The following is a 16,615-nucleotide window of genomic DNA, read 5'->3' on the forward strand; positions in this document are numbered from 1 at the left end:
CCCTCGCATCGGAATCGCCTCGCGCCCTAATGGACAATCTGGGATAATGCCGAACCGCAGATCATCACCCCCCCTCATGAAAATCACCCGTCGCCTCGAATTCGACGCGGGACATCGCATCCCCGACCACGCCAGCCAGTGCCGTCATCTCCATGGCCATCGCTATGCGCTGGAAATCACGCTCTCCGGCGAGGTGATCGAGGCCGCCGGCCAGCCATACAATGGCATGGTGATGGACTTCGCCGAAGTCAAGGCGATTGCCCGGCGTCAGATCGTCGATCTTTGGGATCATGCCTTTCTCGTCTATGCCGGCGATACTCTGGTAATGGATTTTCTTGCCTCCCTGCCCGGCCATAAGACAGCGATTCTCGATCGGGTGCCGACTGCGGAAAATCTCGCCCGTATCGCTTTCGAGCGGCTTGCCCCTGCCTACCGCGACGTCTATGGCAATCATTTGCGCCTCGAACGGGTGCGCATCTATGAGACCCCGAACTGCTGGGCAGATTGTTGTTCGAGCGATTTGTCGTCTTGAAATTTCCCGCAGCCGGTCACATAATATCGGCATGGTTGTAATCCCGGCGATCTGGAGACGTTCTGGACAGGGGTTCGATTCCCCTCACCTCCACCCAAGGGCAGACGCAAGACCGGTAAGCCGACGATGTTCTTGGGTGGGGGTGCACTGGCTTCGACAGGGCGGATGAAGGAAAGCAGGCAACCCGAAAGGCGACGAACGTAATTCGCGCAAATCCACAAACGCCAACGATGAGCGTTTTGCACTGGCCGCCTAAGGCCAATGCCGAGGCCGCTTGAGCCTTGTCACCCAAGAAAAGCCGGCGGGCGCTTTAAGCGCCCGTCGTCATTTATGTTTCATTTTTCCTCATCATCATTACCGCTGACACCATCTTGTGCGGTGCAACAATTACAAGGCATCATCATGGAAATGAATCGGGTGGGGAAATTCGAAACCCTCAAGATAATGAACGAATTCGACCAGGCGCTGATCGAGAAATACGGGGTCAATATGACCGATGCCCACATCACGCGTTACGAAGCGCTGACGGCTTATGAAGAAACGGGCAGCGCCAGTCAAGCGGCTGCGCTGCTCGCCGAACAACGCGGGTTCAAACCGCTGGCCGGATCCGTCGACTGAAGCGTAGCCGGTCAATGCAGACCGGCCGCTGCCAGCATCTTCTGCGCTCGAACACGGCGCGCCTGTTCCGGGGTCAAACCCACCAGCGTTTCGGGAGGCAGGGGCACATCCCAGTGCTGCTGAAACAGATCGATGATCTCGCCGGTATCCAGGTAAGCACGATAGATCTTTTCCTGATATGCCGGTGCACCCGGCAGTGCCACGAGTTCGACGGATTGAATGATCATGATGAAAGCCTCGACGCAGCGGTTCACTGCGTATCCTGCACCCGCCGTCTTCGCGACTCAAGCCGAAGAAAGCAGCCAAATCCGCTGATGCTCGGAAAATCGGCGCTGGCGCAACGGCACGAAACGACACCGCCAAGCTGCAAGCAAGACGACAGCCAGACAAGGCAACGGCCGCTTGTGGCGGCCGCTGCCATATTATCCTCCTCCGGTTCACCTCCACCGGCCCGAAACTCTGTTTGAGGCGAGCCGGCGGACGAGATGTATGGGACGAATCAAATGCCCTGTTTGAGTTGCTCCAGAATGGCAGGGTTTTCGAGGGTGGAAACGTCTTGAGCGATCTCCTCGCCCTTGGCGAGCGAACGCAGCAGGCGACGCATGATCTTGCCCGAACGCGTCTTCGGCAAGTTTTCACCAAAACGGATGTCTTTCGGTTTGGCGATCGGCCCGATCTCCTTGCCGACCCAATTCCTGAGCTCGTCTGCGATCTTTTTCGCTTCCTCTCCCGTCGGCCGGGGCCCCTTGAGCACCACGAAGGCGCAGATCGCCTCACCGGTCAATTCGTCCGGCCGACCGACGACCGCGGCCTCGGCAACGAGCGGGTTGGCCACCAAGGCGGATTCGATTTCCATCGTCCCCATACGGTGGCCGGAGACATTGAGCACGTCGTCGATCCGGCCCATGATCGTGAAATAGCCGGTTTTGGCGTCTCGCACCGCACCGTCGCCGGCAAGATACAGCTTGCCGCCGAAGTCGGCCGGATAATAAGACTTCTTGAAGCGCTCCGGATCGCCCCAGATGGTGCGGATCATCGACGGCCAGGGCTTCTTGATGACCAGGAAACCGCCCTGCCCCCAAGGCACTTCATGGCCGGTTTCATCGACGATCGCGGCCTGGATGCCTGGGAAGGATAGCGTGCAGGAGCCCGGCACCAAGGGTGTGACGCCCGGCAGCGGCGTGATCATGTGGCCGCCGGTTTCGGTCTGCCAGAAGGTATCGACGATCGGGCAACGGCCGCCACCGACGTTCTCGTAATACCACATCCAGGCTTCCGGGTTGATCGGCTCGCCGACGGTGCCGAGGATGCGCAGCGACTTCAGGTTGTAGTTCCGCGGATGGGTCGCCGGGTTGGTTTCGGAGGCCTTGATCAGCGAACGGATTGCCGTCGGCGCCGTGTAGAAGATCGTCACCTTGTGATCCTGGATCATGCGCCAGAAGCGGCCGGCATCGGGATAGGTGGGCACGCCTTCGAAGACGATCTCGGTGCCGCCACAGGCCAGCGGGCCATAGGTGATGTAAGTGTGACCGGTGACCCAGCCGATGTCGGCCGTGCACCAGAAGATGTCATCCTTCTTGAGGTCGAAGGTCCACTTGGTGGTGAGGATCGCATGCAGCAGATAGCCCCCCGAGCTGTGCTGGACGCCTTTTGGTTTGCCCGTCGAGCCGGAGGTGTAGAGCAAAAACAGCGGGTGTTCGGCCTCGACCCACTCCGGTTCGCAGGTATCCGGCTGGTTGGCGACGACATCGTGGTACCAGACGTCGCGGCCGGCCACCATGTTGCAGTTGCCGCTGCCACGCTTGATGACGAATACGGTCTTGACCTGATGGCCAGTCGCCATACTAAGGGCTTCGTCCACTGCTGGCTTGAGCGGTAGCGCCTTGCCACCGCGGTGTTGTTCGTCCATCGTGATCACTGCACAGGCGCCGGCATCGAGAATGCGCTCTTCCAGGGACTTGGCGGAGAAGCCGCCGAAGACGACGGAATGAATCGCGCCGATGCGGGCGCAGGCCTGCATCGCGACGACCCCATCGATCGACATCGCAACATAGATCAGGACGCGGTCGCCCTTCTTGATCCCCGCGGCGCGCAATGCATTGGCGAACTTGTTGACACGGGCAAGCAACTCTTTGTAGGTGACCTTGGTGACGTTGCCGTCATCGGCTTCGAAGATCAGCGCGACTTTGTCGCCCAACCCGGCCTCGACGTTCTTGTCCAGGCAGTTCCACGAGACGTTCAGCTTGCCATCGGCGAACCATTTGTAGAACGGCGCATTCGATTCATCGAGCACTTGAGTGAAAGGCTGCTTCCACACCACGTGTTCGCGGGCCAGACGGGCCCAGTAACCCTCGTAATCCTGCTCGGCTTCTTTGCACAGAGCCTCATAGGCCGCCATGCCAGAAATGGTGGCATTCTTGACGACTTCTTCGGAGGGCGGAAAGACGCGGCTTTCCTGCATGACCGATTCGATGGCGCTCATTGAGATTTCTCCTCTCGCAATGACGTTGTGGATATGGACCCGCTCGCTGAATCCGCTTTTTCTGGGTAGTTCATTCTAGCCGATCATTACAGCCGGCAAAGCTTACAGCCCCCTTACGGTCGCATCGACGACGAGTCGCCGCGCCTCGGCCGTGTAGAATTTCTGGCAGCGATTCTGCACCCGTTGGATGAAGCCGATGAAAAAAGCCGTGCAAACGATGGAACGTTTCATTTTTTGGAGCCGCTGGCTGCAGGCGCCGCTCTACCTCGGTCTGATCGCCGCCCAGGGCGTCTATGTGTATCAGTTCATGCACGAGCTCGTGCATCTGATCACCAAGGCGGGCGAACTTGGCGAAACCGAAGTGATGCTGATCGTGCTGGGGCTCATCGACGTGGTGATGATCGCCAACCTGTTGATCATGGTCATCATCGGCGGCTACGAGACTTTCGTCTCCCGTCTCGATGCCATCGAAGGACACCCGGATCAACCCGAATGGCTCTCTCATGTCAATGCCGGCGTGCTCAAGGTCAAGCTGGCGGTGGCCTTGATCAGCATTTCCTCGATCCACCTGCTGCGCACTTTCATCAACGCCGCGCAGATCAGCGATCGCGTGGTGGTGATCCAGATCGCCATTCACCTTGCTTTCCTCGTTTCGGCGATCGCCATCGCCTGGACCGACAAGATCATGATGCAGACCCTGGCGATCAGCCACAAGACAACCTACTGAGAGCCCTTACCGACCACACGACAACCACACACACCAGAGGGAACGCTCCATGTCTGCCCAGATCCGCCAGGAAGACTTCATCCAGTCGATCTTCGACGCCTTCCAATTCATCAGCTATTACCATCCGAAAGACTTTATCCAGGCGCTCGGCCGCGCCTATGAACGCGAACAATCGCCTGCTGCCAAGGACGCGATCGCCCAAATCCTCACCAACAGCCGCATGTGTGCCGAAGGCAAGCGGCCGATCTGCCAGGACACCGGTATTGCCGTGGTGTTTCTCAAGATCGGCATGAACGTGCGCTGGGATGCGCAGCTTGCGCTCCAGGAAATGGTCGATGAGGGTGTGCGCCGCGCCTATCTGCATCCGGACAACAAGCTGAGAGCCTCGGTGCTGCTCGACCCGGCCGGCAAGCGCATCAACAGCCGCGACAACACGCCGGCGGTGGTGCACGTCGAAATCGTGCCGGGCGATACCGTCGAGGCGATCTGCGCGGCCAAGGGCGGCGGCTCGGAAAACAAGGCGAAGTTCGTGATGCTCAACCCCTCCGATTCGATCGTCGACTGGGTGTTGAAAACCGTGCCGTCGATGGGCGCCGGCTGGTGTCCGCCCGGCATCCTCGGGCTCGGTATCGGCGGCACGCCGGAAAAGGCGATGCTGCTCGCCAAGGAAGCCTTGATGGCGCCGATCGACATCGACGAACTGATCGCCCGTGGCCCACGCAACCGCATCGAAGAGCTGCGTCTTACGCTCTACGACAAGGTCAACGCGCTCGGCATCGGCGCGCAGGGGCTCGGAGGACTGACCACCGTGCTCGACGTGAAGATCCTCGATTACCCGACCCACGCGGCAAGCCTTCCGGTAGCGATGATCCCGAACTGCGCTGCGACGCGCCATGTCCATTTCACCCTCGATGGCACTGGCCCGGCCAGGCTCGAGCCGCCCAGTCTTGCCGATTGGCCGCAGGTTTCCTGGCAGCCGGATACGGAAAAGTCGCTGCGCGTCGATCTCGACCGTTTGACGCCCGCCCAGGTCGCTTCCTGGAAGCCGGGCCAGACCTTGTTGCTCTCCGGCAAGCTGCTCACCGGCCGCGATGCCGCGCACAAGCGCATCGCCGACCTGCTCGCCAAGGGCGAGAAACTGCCGGTCGATTTCACCAATCGCGTCATCTATTACGTTGGCCCGGTCGATCCGGTACGCGACGAGGTCGTCGGCCCCGCCGGCCCGACGACGGCCACCCGGATGGACAAATTCACCGAGCTGATGCTCGCGCAAACCGGCCTGATCGCGATGGTCGGCAAGGCCGAGCGTGGCCCGGCGGCGATCGAGGCGATCAAAAAACACCAATCGGCCTACCTGATGGCGGTGGGTGGTGCTGCTTATCTCGTCTCGAAGGCGATCAAGGCCGCGCGCGTCGTGGCCTTTCCCGACCTGGGCATGGAAGCGATCTACGAATTCGAAGTCAAGGACATGCCTGTCACCGTCGCGGTCGACTCGACCGGCACTTCGGTGCATGAAACCGGACCGCTCGAATGGCGCATGAAGATCGGTAAGATTCCTGTCGTCAAGGGATGAGGGATGCCGTCCCGCCAGCGCCGATTTTGCACATGATCGGTGTCTTCGACTCAGGCTACGGTGGCCTGTCGGTGCTGAATGCGATCGCCCGGCTGTTGCCGCGCGCCGACCTGCTCTATTTGGCCGATACTGCCCACGTGCCCTATGGCGACAAGCCGGAAGGCTTCATCATCGGCCGCGTGCTGGCGATCGGCGAGCATCTCGCCGCGCAGGGTTGTTCCCTGATCGTGGTGGCCTGTAACACCGCGACGACCACCGCGATCCAGGCGTTGCGCGACCATCTGCCGGGCATTCCGATCGTCGGCGTCGAACCGGGTATCAAGCCCGCTGCGCTCTCGACGCGTACGAAGCGCATCGCCGTGCTGGCCACCGAGGCGACGGCCAGAAGCAAGCGCCTCGCCCAGTTGATCACCAGTCATGCCGCGGATGTCGCAGTGGAAGTCGTGCCCTGCCCAGGCTGGGCGACCCATGTGGAAACCCTGCGTCCCCTGACCGGCGAATTCCGCGCCGAAGTGGCCGCAAAGATCACTCCGCTCATCGCGTCGGGTGTCGACCGCATCGTGCTTGGTTGCACCCACTATGCGTTTCTGGCGCCGATCATCGAACCTTTGATCGTCGGACGCGCCGAGCTCGTCGATGTCGCCGATGCGGTCGCGCGTCAGGTCGTGCGTCTGGGGGGCGCAATGAGCGGCCGAGCCGAACTGCACCTACAGGCCACCGCGAAATCGCAACGGCTGCAATACGCGCTGCCGATGCTCGGTCTGACGGCGTTGGCGGAACGCAGTGTATCGCCGCAGCTCATCAGGCTCTAGATGCATCACGCCGCGCCAGATAAATCACCGCGACGAGTATCAGCGCTCCACCCGCCAACTGCACCGCCGTCACAGCCTCGCCGAGCACCAGGAAAGCCAGGCCGATGGTGACCAACGGTTCCAGCGTCGACAGCGTCGAGGCATCTGCGGCGCCGAGTTTCTCGATGCCCTTGAAGAAGCCCAAGATTGCGAGCAACGTCGAAAAGATCGCGATCGCCAGCACCGCCAGCCAACCCGTCACGGTTCGTGGCCAGGCCAGACCTTCGGCGCTCGCTGCCCCGCCATAGACGATGGCCGCGGCCAGTATGATCACGGTCGACGCCGGTAGGGCGCCAACGCGCGGCAGTATGCCCTCGCCGGCAATGATGTAGATTGAATAGATCAACGCTGCGCCGAGACCGAACACGATGCCGAGCGGCTGGCTGGAAAGGTCGCCGCCCACCGTCAGCGCGGTGCCGAGCAGTGCCAATGCCACGGCGATCGCCCGTGCAATCCCGATCTTGCGCCGATAAAGCAGTGCCGACAGCAGGGTGACGATGGCCGGATAAAGATATAGAAGCAAAGCCACCAGCCCGGCACTTGCATATTTCAGAGCGGTGAAATAACAGAACGCCTGACCGACATAGCCCGCTGCACCCATCACGATCAGCCACAGCAGATCACGACCGCGTGGCCAGCGCATGCCATGCGCGCTACCCCATGCCGCTAGCAGCACGCCGGCGATCGAAAAGCGCAGAAACAGCATCGTGCTGAGCGTGACCCCTGATGCATAGGCGATCTTGGCGAAGATCGCCATCGCGCCAAAGCCGGCGGCGGAGGCCATGATCCACGCTACGCCTTGCCAGCGCTCGGCAGCCTTCGTCGTTTCGTTCATAGGGCGCGCAGTTTATCTGTATCGATTGCGCGATAATGGCGCGCATGAAAATGTCCGTCGCCGAATTCCGCGCCTGGCCGCACAAGAGGATCACCCTGCTCGGCATGTCCGGCGTCGGCAAGACCTGGTTATCCTCGCTGTTGCGCACGCAGGACTGGTTCCATTACTCGGCCGACTACCGCATCGGCAAACGCTATCTCGACGAACCGATCCTCGATCTCGTCAAACAGCAGGCGATGCAGGTGCCTTTCCTGCGCGATCTGCTGCGGCGCGACTGGATCGACATCAAGAACAACATCAAGATCGACGATCTCGGCCCGGTGCTCACTTTCGTCGGCAAGCTCGGCGATCCCTCGCGCGGCGGGCTGCCGCTGGCCGAATTTTCGCGCCGTCAGGCGCTCTACCGTGCGGCCGAAATCGCGGCGATGCACGACGTTCCTGAATTCGTCAAGAAAGCGCAGGAAATCTACGGCTATGCGCATTTCGTCAATGATGCCGCCGGCAGCCTGTGCGAACTCGAGGATCCTGGCGTGATCGATCTCTTGGTCGAACACACGCTGATTCTCTATGTCCAGGTGACGACCGCGGCAGAAGAGGCGGAACTGATCCGCCGCGCGCAGTCCGACCCGAAGCCGCTTTACTTCCGGCCTGCCTTCCTGGCCAGCCACATTCCGCGCTATCTGAAAGAGCGTGATCTAACAGACATCGAACAGGCCGACCCCGACGATTTCACGCGCTGGATCTTCCCCTACTTGTTTCGCGCGCGACAACCGCGTTATGAAGCCATCGCGCGGCCGTACGGCTATACCGTCACGTCGGCTGAGGTGTCTTGCGTGCGCGACGAACGGGATTTCCTGGAATTGCTGGAAAACGCGATCGACCGGAGCGGCGACTGATTGCGCCTCAATGACTGTGACCACCGTCGCCATGCACATGCCCGTGCGCGATTTCTTCGGCGGTAGCCGGACGCACGTCGCTGACGGTGCAGGAGAATACCAGCGCGGTGCCGGCGAGCGGATGGTTGCCGTCGAGCATCACCTTGTCGTCGAGGATCTGGGTGACGCGATAGACGATGAAGTCGTCTTCGTCGGCGCCGGGCAACGCCCCCTCGAACTGCATGCCGACTTCGAGAATCTCGGGAAAGCTGGAGCGGGGCTCGATCTGCACCAGGTCGGCGTCGTATTCGCCGAACGCCTCTGCCGGTTGCAGCTTGACCTGCACCGAGTCGCCCGTCTCTTTGCCTTGCAGGGCCTGTTCGATGCGCGGAAAGATGTCGTCGTAGCCGCCATGCAGATAGACGATCGGGCGTTCGCCCGGATCGATCAGTTCGCCATCGGGATCGGTGACGCGATAAGCAAGGGTGACGACGGTATTCGGTGCGATTTTCATGAAAGGAGACTCCACAGATGGCCGGTCAGGCGTGATGGCGCGAGGACTTGTGGCCGAGTTGTTTGACGAGTTGCAAGACTTCGGCAGCGTGTCCTTTGGCATTGACGTCGTATAGCGCGTGACGCACGATGCCTTGCTTGTCGATGACGAAGGTGGAACGGATCAGGCACAGCTTCTTGTGGCCTTCGTGCTCGCGATAATGCATCACGCCGAATTTGCGGCAGACTTCGCCGTCTTCGTCGGAAAGCAACCGCACCGAAAGACCATGTTTGTCGCGAAACTCCGCATGGGACAGGCAATCGTCACGCGAGATGCCGACCACGGCACAGCCGAGCCGGTTGAATTCGCTCTCGTGATCGGAAAAATCGATGGCTTCGAGCGTGCAGTATGGCGTGCCGTCCTTCGGGTAGAAAAACAGCACGAGATGCTGCTTGCCGATCAGCGAAGCCGAATCGAACAGCTCCATGTCGGCATCGGGCAAGAGGAACTGCGGTGCGGCCTGTCCTGGTTGAAGCATGTCGGTCTCACGAAAAACGATGGCGGATTCTAACCGGAGAAGAGCACCCTGCAACTTTGCAACCTCTGCCGAAAGCAGTATCAGAGCAAACTCGCCTGCATATCGTCTGAATGTTCCTGCACGGCAAATAGCCGGTACTGATTGCGCCCACCTTCCTTCGCAGCATACAGCGCGAGATCGGCATTGCGCAGCAACCGATCCGCCTCGCGGCCATCGCGCGGATAGAGCGCGATGCCGACACAACCGCTGATGCGCACCGTCCCGGCATCGAGATAATACGGCTCGCCCAGGAGGGTTACGATCCGCTGGGCGATCTGTTCCACTTCTGCGATATCGGCCATCTCGGAAAGGATGATCGCGAACTCGTCGCCGCCCAGTCGAGCCACCGTGTCGGTTTCGCGCACACAGCCAACCATCCGCCGCGCCGCTTCGACCAGCAGCTGGTCGCCGGCACTATGTCCCAACGAATCATTGACCTCCTTGAATCGATCCAGATCGATTTGCAGCAATGCGAAATTGCGATGATAACGATGCGCCTGGCTGATCGCGGTCTGGAGGCGGTCCATGAACAGGGTTCGGTTCGGCAGCTCGGTGAGTGGATCGTGATACGCCTTGAAGCGCAGCTGCTCCTCATCCGCCTTCCGCTGCGTGATGTCGTGGAAGATGGCGAGGTAATGGATGGGCCCCTGACCACCGTCGATTTTCACGATCGACAGCCATTCGACGTGGATCTCACCGTCCTTGTAACGGTTCCAGATTTCCCCTTCCCAATGTTTGCGCGTCTCGATCGACGACCACATCTGTTCGTAAAAAGTCTGCTCGTGGCGGCCCGATTTCAGCAGACGAGGATTGCGCCCCACCACTTCGGCGGCCGTATAGCCAGTGATCGCCGTGAATGCCGGATTCACCCTCACGATGTCGTTGGCGGCGTCGGTGACCATGATCGCTTCGGCGGCATGCTCGAAGACGGCATCGGCGATACGCAAAGCCTCTTCTTGCCGACGGTACTCGAGAATCTCTTTCTGTAACGCGGCATTGCGTTGTTCCAATTCGCGATGGCGCACGAACTGCAGATACCAGAAAACCGCCATCGCGAGACAGCCCGCCAAACCCGCAACCACGAGGAGCGAAAGGCCAGCATTGCTGATCATCGACCCATCCATATTTTTATTATGGTCGAAGGAATGATAATTGCCAGAACGCGCTCAACCTTCCCGGAGCCGGTCGATGACGCGGCCGGAAAAGGCGCGCCTAGCGGCGATCATCCCGAAGAGGGCTACGCCGACCAACCCGGCTGCGAATCCGATCGCCAATACCTCTACTTTTGGCCAATACTCGAAACCAAACACCTGGCGCGCGAGCAAAGCGCCGATCGCCGTCGCACCACCTCCTGCCATCAGGCCGGCGATGGCGCCTTGTAAAGCGAACTCGGCCAACACGCTCTGGCGCAACTGACGGCGTTGTCCGCCTAAGGCGCGCATCACGGCGAGTTCCTGGCTGCGCGCGCCATTGCTCGTTTCGATCGCCGCATACAGCACCGTGAGGCCGGCGATCAGCGCGAACAGGAACACCAGCTGCAGGGCACCGATCACCTGTCCGACCGTCTGCTGCAACTGTCTGACCAGTGCGACGACGTCGATCACGGTGACGTTCGGGAAGCTGCGCACCAGCGCCGATGTCAATGCTTCGCGGCCGGCAGGCAGATGGAAGCTGGTGATGTAACTCGTCGGCTGGCCATCGAGGGCGCCTTGCGGGGCGATGACGAAAAAGTTGACGCGCATCGAATCCCAGTCCAGTTTGCGCAGCGAAGTCACCGGCCCCGAGAATCGCTGACCGGCGACTTCGAAACTCAGCTCATCTCCCAGTTTCAGGCCAAGAGTGCTGGCCAGCCCCTGCTCCACCGAGAATTGCATCGTCGTGGCGTTGCCGAACCACTGGCCGGCGATGATGGTATTGCCCAATGGCAGGTCGTCGCGCTGGGTCAGATTGAACTCGCGCTCAACCAGACGCCGCGCACGTTCGTCAGCGAAATCCTGCGGACCGATCGGCCGGCCATTCACTGCCACCAAACGACCACGCACCATCGGTTCTAGACGTGGCGCGGGCAAGCCGGCGCGGGCGAGGAATTCGGTCACGGCCGCGCGCTGTTCCGGCTGGATGTTGATCAGGAAACGGTTTGGCGCATCGGGTGGCAGTTTCGTCTGCCAGGCGACCAAGAGATCGTTCTTCACCAGCGAAAGCAACAGCAGCGTGGTCAAACCGAGCGCAAGCGAGACCACTTGGAGCAAGCTGGCGCTGCCGTGGCGGCGCAGGCGGACGACTCCGATGCGCCAGCCGCCGCAGGCAAGCCGCACCGCAAGACGCACGACGATTTCCAGCAACAGGCGTCCGATCAGCGCATAAATCGCGATCGCGGCCAGAAAGCCGCCCAATACCACGGCGGCGAGCCGTGCCTCGCCCGCCATCCAGAACATCAGTCCGGCAAGGCAAGCGCCGCCGACGAGATAGGATGCCATCGACAGAGGGGCGACCCTCCCCCATTCGCGGCGCAGCACGCGCAAGGCTGGCACCGACTTCAAGCGCAGCAAGGGTGGAACGGCGAACCCGACCACCAGCACGGCGGCGACGGTGCCGCCATGTAGCCACGGCAGAGCGCCGGGCGCCGGCAAGCGCTCGGCGAGCAATCCGGCGAGCATGCCATGCAGCGCCTGCTGCGCCAGCAGACCACAGAGCCCACCGAACAAGGTCGCAAGAGCGCCCAGTAGGACGAATTCACCGCCGTGGATCATCAGGATCTGCCGCTCGCTGGCGCCAAAGACCCGCATCACGGCGCAGGCATCGAGATGGCGTTGCATGAAACGCCGTGCCGCCATGCCGACCGCGATCGTCGCCAGCACCACCGTCAAAAGCGCCGCGAGCCTGAGAAAGCGCTCGGCACGTTCGATGATGACGCGCACCTCGGGGCGGGCATCGTCGAGGCCCTCGAGTTTCTCGCCTCGTCCCAGCCGTGGCTGCGCCCAGGCGCGGAATGCGCGCACCGCCTCTTCGTCCCCGGCGAGGTGCAAGCGCCAGGTGATGCGGCTGCCGGGCTGGATCAATCCGGTCGCAGGAAGATCCGCGAGGTTGACGATCAGGCGCGGGGCAAACGCAAACGGGTTGATGCCGCGCTCCGGATCGAGCGTGAGAATCCCACCGACGCTGGCCGTCAGCGCACCGATGCGCACCTTCGTTCCTGGTTCGAGCGCCAGCGCGGTGGCGAGACGCTCATCGGGCCATACTGTGCCGAGGGAAAGCGGGTGTGCCGAGCCACCAGCGCCGACTTTATCGTTGAACGGTTCGACCTCCAGTGCGCCGCGCAAAGGATAGCCAGGAGAGATGGCCTTGATCTCGCCGAGCTGCACATTGCCCGCGCCTTCCGGGTTGCCGACCATCGAAAGCAACAACGCGCTTTCGGCGAGACGCAAGCCATGTTGCCGCGCCGCTTCACGATAAGCCTCGGGCCAGGGATGATCGGCGGAGAGCAACAGATCGCCGCCCAGCAACTGATGGGCTTCGCGCTCGACGGCGTGCCGGACGCGGTCGGCGAGAAAACCGACGCTGGTGAGCGCCGCGACCGCCAGCATGAGAGCCACGAACACCACCGTCAGTTCGCCGGCGCGAAAGTCGCGCGCCAGCATGCGCAGCATGAGGCGCAGCGTAGTCACAGCGCGCGCAGCACCTCGAGCGCCTGTTCGATGCGTTCCAGCGCCACGACCTCGATGCCCTTGATCGGCTGCTTCGGCGCGTTCGCCTTGGGGATCAGCGCACGGGTGAAACCGAGCTTGGCGGCTTCCTTGAGCCGCTCCTGGCCGCGCGGTGCGGGCCGGATCTCGCCGGCCAACCCCACCTCGCCGAACACCACCAGCTTCGGCGGCAGCGGCTTGTCGCGCATGCTGGAGACGATCGCCAACAGTACGGCGAGATCGGCCGCCGGTTCCTGGATGCGCACGCCACCGACGGCATTGACGAACACATCCTGATCGCCGCACATCACGCCGGCATGTCGGTGCAGCACGGCGAGCAGCATCGCCAGGCGCTGCGGCTCGAGGCCGACGGTGAGCCGGCGCGGATTGCCGCCTTGCGCGCTATCGACCAACGCCTGGATTTCGACCAAGAGCGGCCGCGTGCCTTCCTGCGTGACCAGCACGCAGGAGCCGGCGACATCCTGCGCGTGCTGCGAAAGAAACAGCGCCGAAGGATTCGAGACACCGCGCAAGCCGCGATCGGTCATCGCGAACACGCCCAATTCATTGACCGCACCGAAACGGTTCTTGAACGCGCGCACGAGGCGGAAGCTCGAATGCGTGTCGCCCTCGAAGTAGAGCACGGTATCGACGATGTGCTCGAGCACGCGCGGGCCGGCCAGGGCGCCTTCCTTCGTCACGTGCCCCACGAGGATCACCGAAGTGCCCGTTTGCTTGGCAAAGCGCGTCAGTTGCGCCGCGCATTCGCGCACCTGGGCGACTGAGCCGGGCGCCGACTGCAAGACGTCGGACCACAATGTCTGGATCGAGTCGATCACCGCCACCAGTGGCTTTTCGTCTTGCAGCGCAGCGAGGATTTTTTCGAGATTGATCTCGGGCAGCAAACGCAGGCCAGAAGCCGGCAATTGCAGCCGCTGGGCACGCAAGGCCACTTGTTCCGCAGATTCCTCACCCGAAACATAGAGCACCGGCTGACGCGCTTCGGCGAGCCTTGAGAGCGCCTGCAACAGCAATGTGCTTTTGCCGATGCCCGGATCGCCGCCGATCAGCACCACGCCGCCGGCGACCAGCCCCCCGCCCAGCACGCGGTCGAATTCCTCGATGCCCGTCGGCACCCGTGGCTCTTCGCGCGGATGGATGAATGCCAGGTCCTGCGGCTTGCCGGTCGCGGCAAGCGGCGCGAAATTTGCGCCGAAGCGCTTGGAGCCCGGCGTGGCGACCTCGGCGACCGTCTCGACCAGCGTGTTCCACTGGCCGCAGCCGGGGCACTGTCCTTGCCACTTCGGCGAGGTGGCCCCGCATTCGCTGCAGGCGTAGAACGATTTCACTTTGGCCATCCGCCGACCTCGCTCACCGGCACGCGCGGAGAAAGCGCACAGAAAAGCTCGTAGCTGATCGTGCCCGCCGCCATCGCCACCTCGTCGGCAGCCAAGCCTTCACCCCACAGCGTCACCTTTCCAGCGACGCCGATTTTCTCCGGCAGATCGGTCAGATCGACGCAGAGCTTGTCCATCGAAACCCGACCGAGCAGACGCGTGCGCATGCCTGCGACGAGGACTGGTGTTCCGGTCGGCGCGTGGCGCGGATAACCATCGGCGTAGCCGCAGGCGACGATGCCAACACGCATGGGCCGATCTGCGGTGAAGGCGCAGCCGTAGCCGATGCACTCGCCCGCCGCGAGGTGCTGCACGGCGACGATCTCGCTTTGCAGCGTCATCACTGGCCGCAGATCGAGTTCGGCGGCTGATTTCGTTTGCGGAAACGGCGAGCCGCCATAGAGCATGATGCCCGGCCGGGCCCAGTCGCCGACGGATTCGGGATAGCGCAGGATCGTCGCCGAATTGCCGAGCGACGTCGCTTCACTCATACCCGCCGTCATCGCGCGGAAACGTTCGAGTTGCCAGTCGATGCCGCGCGGCCCGTCGGCATCGGCGAAATGGGACATCAGCACGCTGCCGACGTGCCGTTTTGCCAGCGCCGACTTTGCGTTCGTTAGCCCCGCCGCATCGAAACCGAGACGATTCATGCCGGTGTTGAGTTTCAGATACACCGGCAGATCGGCTGGCCAATTGGACGCCAAGAGCCAGTCGAGCTGCTCACTGCGATGGACGACAGGAATCAGCCGGTGACGGATGAACAGCGGCACATCGCTGGTCGCGTAACAGCCTTCGAGCATCAACAGCGGCTTCGTCAAACCGGCCTCGCGCAGCGCGATCGCGCGCTCGAGCTCGATCAGCGCGAAACCATCGGCGCGAGCCTGTAAAGCCGCCACGGTGCGTTCCAGGCCGTGGCCATAGGCATCGGCCTTGACGACCGCCCACAGCCGCGCCGCGGTGGCATGGCGACGGGCGACGCTGAAATTGTGCCGCAGGGCGGAAAGATCGATGATCGCGCGAATCGGCCGCGGCATGAGCTACGCCGCCTTGTGTTCCTTGAGGCGTTCGGCGGCGAACGAGACGAAAGAGGTGACCAGGCGCGAGCGGAATTTTTCCTTCGGATAGACCATCGAGAGCTTGCGCACCAGCCGGGGCTTGAGCGGGATCGACACCAGCGTGCCCAGACGCAGCGCGTGCATCACCGAGGCGCGCGAGGCGATCGCATACCCCAGGCCGGTTTCCACCACCTCCAACAAGGCCAGCGGACTGCCCAGCTCCATGACCGGCGTCATGCGGCTGATATCGATCCCCTGCTTGTGCAGATAGACCTCGGTGAATTCGCGGGTGCCGGAGCCGGGTTCGCGCGACACGAAGGGATGATCGACCAGTTGCTGGGGAGTGAGCTCCTTGAATCGTGCCAGCGGGAACTTCGGGCTGCAGATCACCTGCATCTCGTCTTCACAGCAGACTTCGGTCTGCAGGTTGGGATGATGGGTCGGCGATTCGATGAAGCCGATGTCGAGCGTATGTTCTGCCACCCGGGTCTCGATGGCTTCCGAGTTGGCGACGATCAAGCGCGGACGCACCTTCGGATATTTCGACTTGAACTCGCCCATGATGCGCGGCAGCAGGAACTCGGCGATCGTCGTACTGGCGCCGACCAGTAATGAGCCGCCGATCTCGCCGGTCATCTCGGCCATGCGCACGTCCATTTCGTTCGACAAAGCGAGGATTTTTTCAGCATAGGCGAGGACCAGCTCCCCCGCCGGGGTGAGCGAGATGCGCCCATGGCCGCGGTCGAACAGGCGGGTATTGAAATGTTCTTCGAGCTGCTTGATCTGGAAGGTGACCGCCGGCTGCGTCATGAACAGCACTTCCGCAGCCTTGGTGAAGGAAAGTTGCTTGGCCACGGCGTGGAAAACTTGGAGCCTACGATCAGCCATGTGTCGTCCCTCGAAGAATGGTTATTTTC

General features: G+C 62.0%; 16 protein-coding genes and 1 other RNA gene. 7 read left to right on the forward strand and 10 right to left on the reverse strand.

The features are described from left to right. Positions 1-76: 76 nt before the first annotated feature. The 3 genes from queD to EL335_RS06870 all read left to right on the forward strand — a co-directional run bounded on the left by queD (position 77) and on the right by EL335_RS06870 (position 1,150). The gene (gene queD, locus EL335_RS06860) at positions 77-532 is read left to right on the forward strand and encodes a 6-carboxytetrahydropterin synthase QueD (protein ID WP_172600048.1); all 456 of its coding nucleotides are present in this window, start codon (positions 77-79) and stop codon (positions 530-532) included. Further along, positions 515-859: a transfer-messenger RNA gene (gene ssrA, locus EL335_RS06865) on the forward strand. Before queD ends, ssrA begins: the two co-directional genes overlap by 18 nt. Before the next feature lie 3 nt (positions 860-862). Next, positions 863-1,150, forward strand: coding sequence for a hypothetical protein (locus EL335_RS06870; protein ID WP_126445357.1), 288 nt, complete (start codon positions 863-865; stop codon positions 1,148-1,150). A gap of 11 nt (positions 1,151-1,161) precedes the next feature. Here the strand turns inward: EL335_RS06870 and EL335_RS06875 are convergent, their stop codons facing one another. After that, positions 1,162-1,404 carry a hypothetical protein gene (locus EL335_RS06875; RefSeq protein WP_126445359.1) on the reverse strand — a complete coding sequence of 81 codons (243 nt, stop codon included), beginning with the start codon at positions 1,402-1,404 and terminating at the stop codon, positions 1,162-1,164. A gap of 245 nt (positions 1,405-1,649) precedes the next feature. Beyond that, on the reverse strand, positions 1,650-3,632 hold the full coding sequence (acs, locus tag EL335_RS06880) for an acetate--CoA ligase (protein WP_172600049.1): 1,983 nt from the start codon (positions 3,630-3,632) through the stop codon (positions 1,650-1,652). Positions 3,633-3,819: 187 nt separating this feature from the next. Here acs and EL335_RS06885 point away from each other — a divergent pair, with 187 nt between their 5' ends. The 3 genes from EL335_RS06885 to murI are packed head-to-tail and all read left to right on the forward strand — an operon-like array spanning position 3,820 to position 6,744. Continuing rightward, a complete protein-coding gene (locus EL335_RS06885; protein ID WP_284155276.1) occupies positions 3,820-4,359 on the forward strand; it encodes a TIGR00645 family protein in 540 nt (179 codons plus the stop codon). Positions 4,360-4,408: 49 nt separating this feature from the next. Further along, on the forward strand, positions 4,409-5,932 hold the full coding sequence (locus EL335_RS06890) for a fumarate hydratase (RefSeq protein ID WP_126445363.1): 1,524 nt from the start codon (positions 4,409-4,411) through the stop codon (positions 5,930-5,932). Next, on the forward strand, positions 5,929-6,744 hold the full coding sequence (gene murI / locus EL335_RS06895; RefSeq protein WP_284155277.1) for a glutamate racemase: 816 nt from the start codon (positions 5,929-5,931) through the stop codon (positions 6,742-6,744). The genes EL335_RS06890 and murI overlap by 4 nt, the downstream gene beginning before the upstream one ends. On the opposite strand, the gene EL335_RS06900 is transcribed toward murI, so the two are convergent. Continuing rightward, positions 6,734-7,618, reverse strand: a complete 885-nt coding sequence (locus EL335_RS06900; RefSeq protein ID WP_126445365.1) for a DMT family transporter — start codon at positions 7,616-7,618, stop codon at positions 6,734-6,736. The two genes, murI and EL335_RS06900, sit on opposite strands and share 11 nt — an antisense overlap. Before the next feature lie 44 nt (positions 7,619-7,662). Here EL335_RS06900 and EL335_RS06905 point away from each other — a divergent pair, with 44 nt between their 5' ends. Beyond that, positions 7,663-8,514, forward strand: coding sequence for an ATPase (locus EL335_RS06905; RefSeq protein ID WP_126445367.1), 852 nt, complete (start codon positions 7,663-7,665; stop codon positions 8,512-8,514). A 7-nt stretch (positions 8,515-8,521) separates the two neighbouring features. Here EL335_RS06905 and EL335_RS06910 read toward each other — a convergent pair whose 3' ends face one another. The 7 genes from EL335_RS06910 to EL335_RS06940 all read right to left on the reverse strand — a co-directional run bounded on the left by EL335_RS06910 (position 8,522) and on the right by EL335_RS06940 (position 16,586). Further along, entirely contained in the window at positions 8,522-9,007 is a 486-nt protein-coding gene (locus EL335_RS06910; RefSeq protein ID WP_126445369.1) for an FKBP-type peptidyl-prolyl cis-trans isomerase, read from the reverse strand. Between the two features lie 25 nt (positions 9,008-9,032). Continuing rightward, a complete protein-coding gene (locus EL335_RS06915; RefSeq protein ID WP_126445371.1) occupies positions 9,033-9,524 on the reverse strand; it encodes a peroxiredoxin in 492 nt (163 codons plus the stop codon). Between the two features lie 80 nt (positions 9,525-9,604). Next, positions 9,605-10,675: a sensor domain-containing diguanylate cyclase gene (locus EL335_RS06920; RefSeq protein WP_172600050.1), complete on the reverse strand. Its 1,071-nt coding sequence runs from the start codon at positions 10,673-10,675 to the stop codon at positions 9,605-9,607. Positions 10,676-10,729: 54 nt separating this feature from the next. After that, the gene (locus tag EL335_RS06925; RefSeq protein WP_126445375.1) at positions 10,730-13,210 is read right to left on the reverse strand and encodes an ABC transporter permease; all 2,481 of its coding nucleotides are present in this window, start codon (positions 13,208-13,210) and stop codon (positions 10,730-10,732) included. Between the two features lie 14 nt (positions 13,211-13,224). Next, complete coding sequence (radA, locus tag EL335_RS06930) at positions 13,225-14,604, reverse strand: DNA repair protein RadA (protein ID WP_126445377.1); 1,380 nt, start codon at positions 14,602-14,604, stop codon at positions 13,225-13,227. Further along, on the reverse strand, positions 14,592-15,677 hold the full coding sequence (gene alr, locus EL335_RS06935) for an alanine racemase (protein WP_126445379.1): 1,086 nt from the start codon (positions 15,675-15,677) through the stop codon (positions 14,592-14,594). Before alr ends, radA begins: the two co-directional genes overlap by 13 nt. 3 nt (positions 15,678-15,680) lie before the next feature. Then, entirely contained in the window at positions 15,681-16,586 is a 906-nt protein-coding gene (locus EL335_RS06940) for a LysR family transcriptional regulator (protein WP_126445381.1), read from the reverse strand. Positions 16,587-16,615 lie beyond the last annotated feature (29 nt).

It is taken from the genome of Sulfuricystis multivorans (assembly GCF_003966565.1).
GTDB classification, from domain to species: Bacteria; Pseudomonadota; Gammaproteobacteria; order Burkholderiales; family Rhodocyclaceae; genus Sulfuricystis; species Sulfuricystis multivorans.

What these genes read in the sequence shown, in the direction of transcription:
- queD (WP_172600048.1), top strand. Translation starts at nt 77, where the DNA reads ATGAAAATCACCCGTCGCCTCGAATTCGACGCGGGACATCGCATCCCC.
- EL335_RS06870 (WP_126445357.1), top strand. Translation starts at nt 863, where the DNA reads ATGTTTCATTTTTCCTCATCATCATTACCGCTGACACCATCTTGTGCG.
- acs (WP_172600049.1), bottom strand. Translation starts at nt 3,632, where the DNA reads ATGAGCGCCATCGAATCGGTCATGCAGGAAAGCCGCGTCTTTCCGCCC.
- EL335_RS06885 (WP_284155276.1), top strand. Translation starts at nt 3,820, where the DNA reads ATGAAGCCGATGAAAAAAGCCGTGCAAACGATGGAACGTTTCATTTTT.
- EL335_RS06890 (WP_126445363.1), top strand. Translation starts at nt 4,409, where the DNA reads ATGTCTGCCCAGATCCGCCAGGAAGACTTCATCCAGTCGATCTTCGAC.
- murI (WP_284155277.1), top strand. Translation starts at nt 5,929, where the DNA reads ATGAGGGATGCCGTCCCGCCAGCGCCGATTTTGCACATGATCGGTGTC.
- EL335_RS06900 (WP_126445365.1), bottom strand. Translation starts at nt 7,618, where the DNA reads ATGAACGAAACGACGAAGGCTGCCGAGCGCTGGCAAGGCGTAGCGTGG.
- EL335_RS06905 (WP_126445367.1), top strand. Translation starts at nt 7,663, where the DNA reads ATGAAAATGTCCGTCGCCGAATTCCGCGCCTGGCCGCACAAGAGGATC.
- EL335_RS06910 (WP_126445369.1), bottom strand. Translation starts at nt 9,007, where the DNA reads ATGAAAATCGCACCGAATACCGTCGTCACCCTTGCTTATCGCGTCACC.
- EL335_RS06915 (WP_126445371.1), bottom strand. Translation starts at nt 9,524, where the DNA reads ATGCTTCAACCAGGACAGGCCGCACCGCAGTTCCTCTTGCCCGATGCC.
- EL335_RS06920 (WP_172600050.1), bottom strand. Translation starts at nt 10,675, where the DNA reads ATGATCAGCAATGCTGGCCTTTCGCTCCTCGTGGTTGCGGGTTTGGCG.
- EL335_RS06925 (WP_126445375.1), bottom strand. Translation starts at nt 13,210, where the DNA reads ATGCTGCGCATGCTGGCGCGCGACTTTCGCGCCGGCGAACTGACGGTG.
- radA (WP_126445377.1), bottom strand. Translation starts at nt 14,604, where the DNA reads ATGGCCAAAGTGAAATCGTTCTACGCCTGCAGCGAATGCGGGGCCACC.
- alr (WP_126445379.1), bottom strand. Translation starts at nt 15,677, where the DNA reads ATGCCGCGGCCGATTCGCGCGATCATCGATCTTTCCGCCCTGCGGCAC.
- EL335_RS06940 (WP_126445381.1), bottom strand. Translation starts at nt 16,586, where the DNA reads ATGGCTGATCGTAGGCTCCAAGTTTTCCACGCCGTGGCCAAGCAACTT.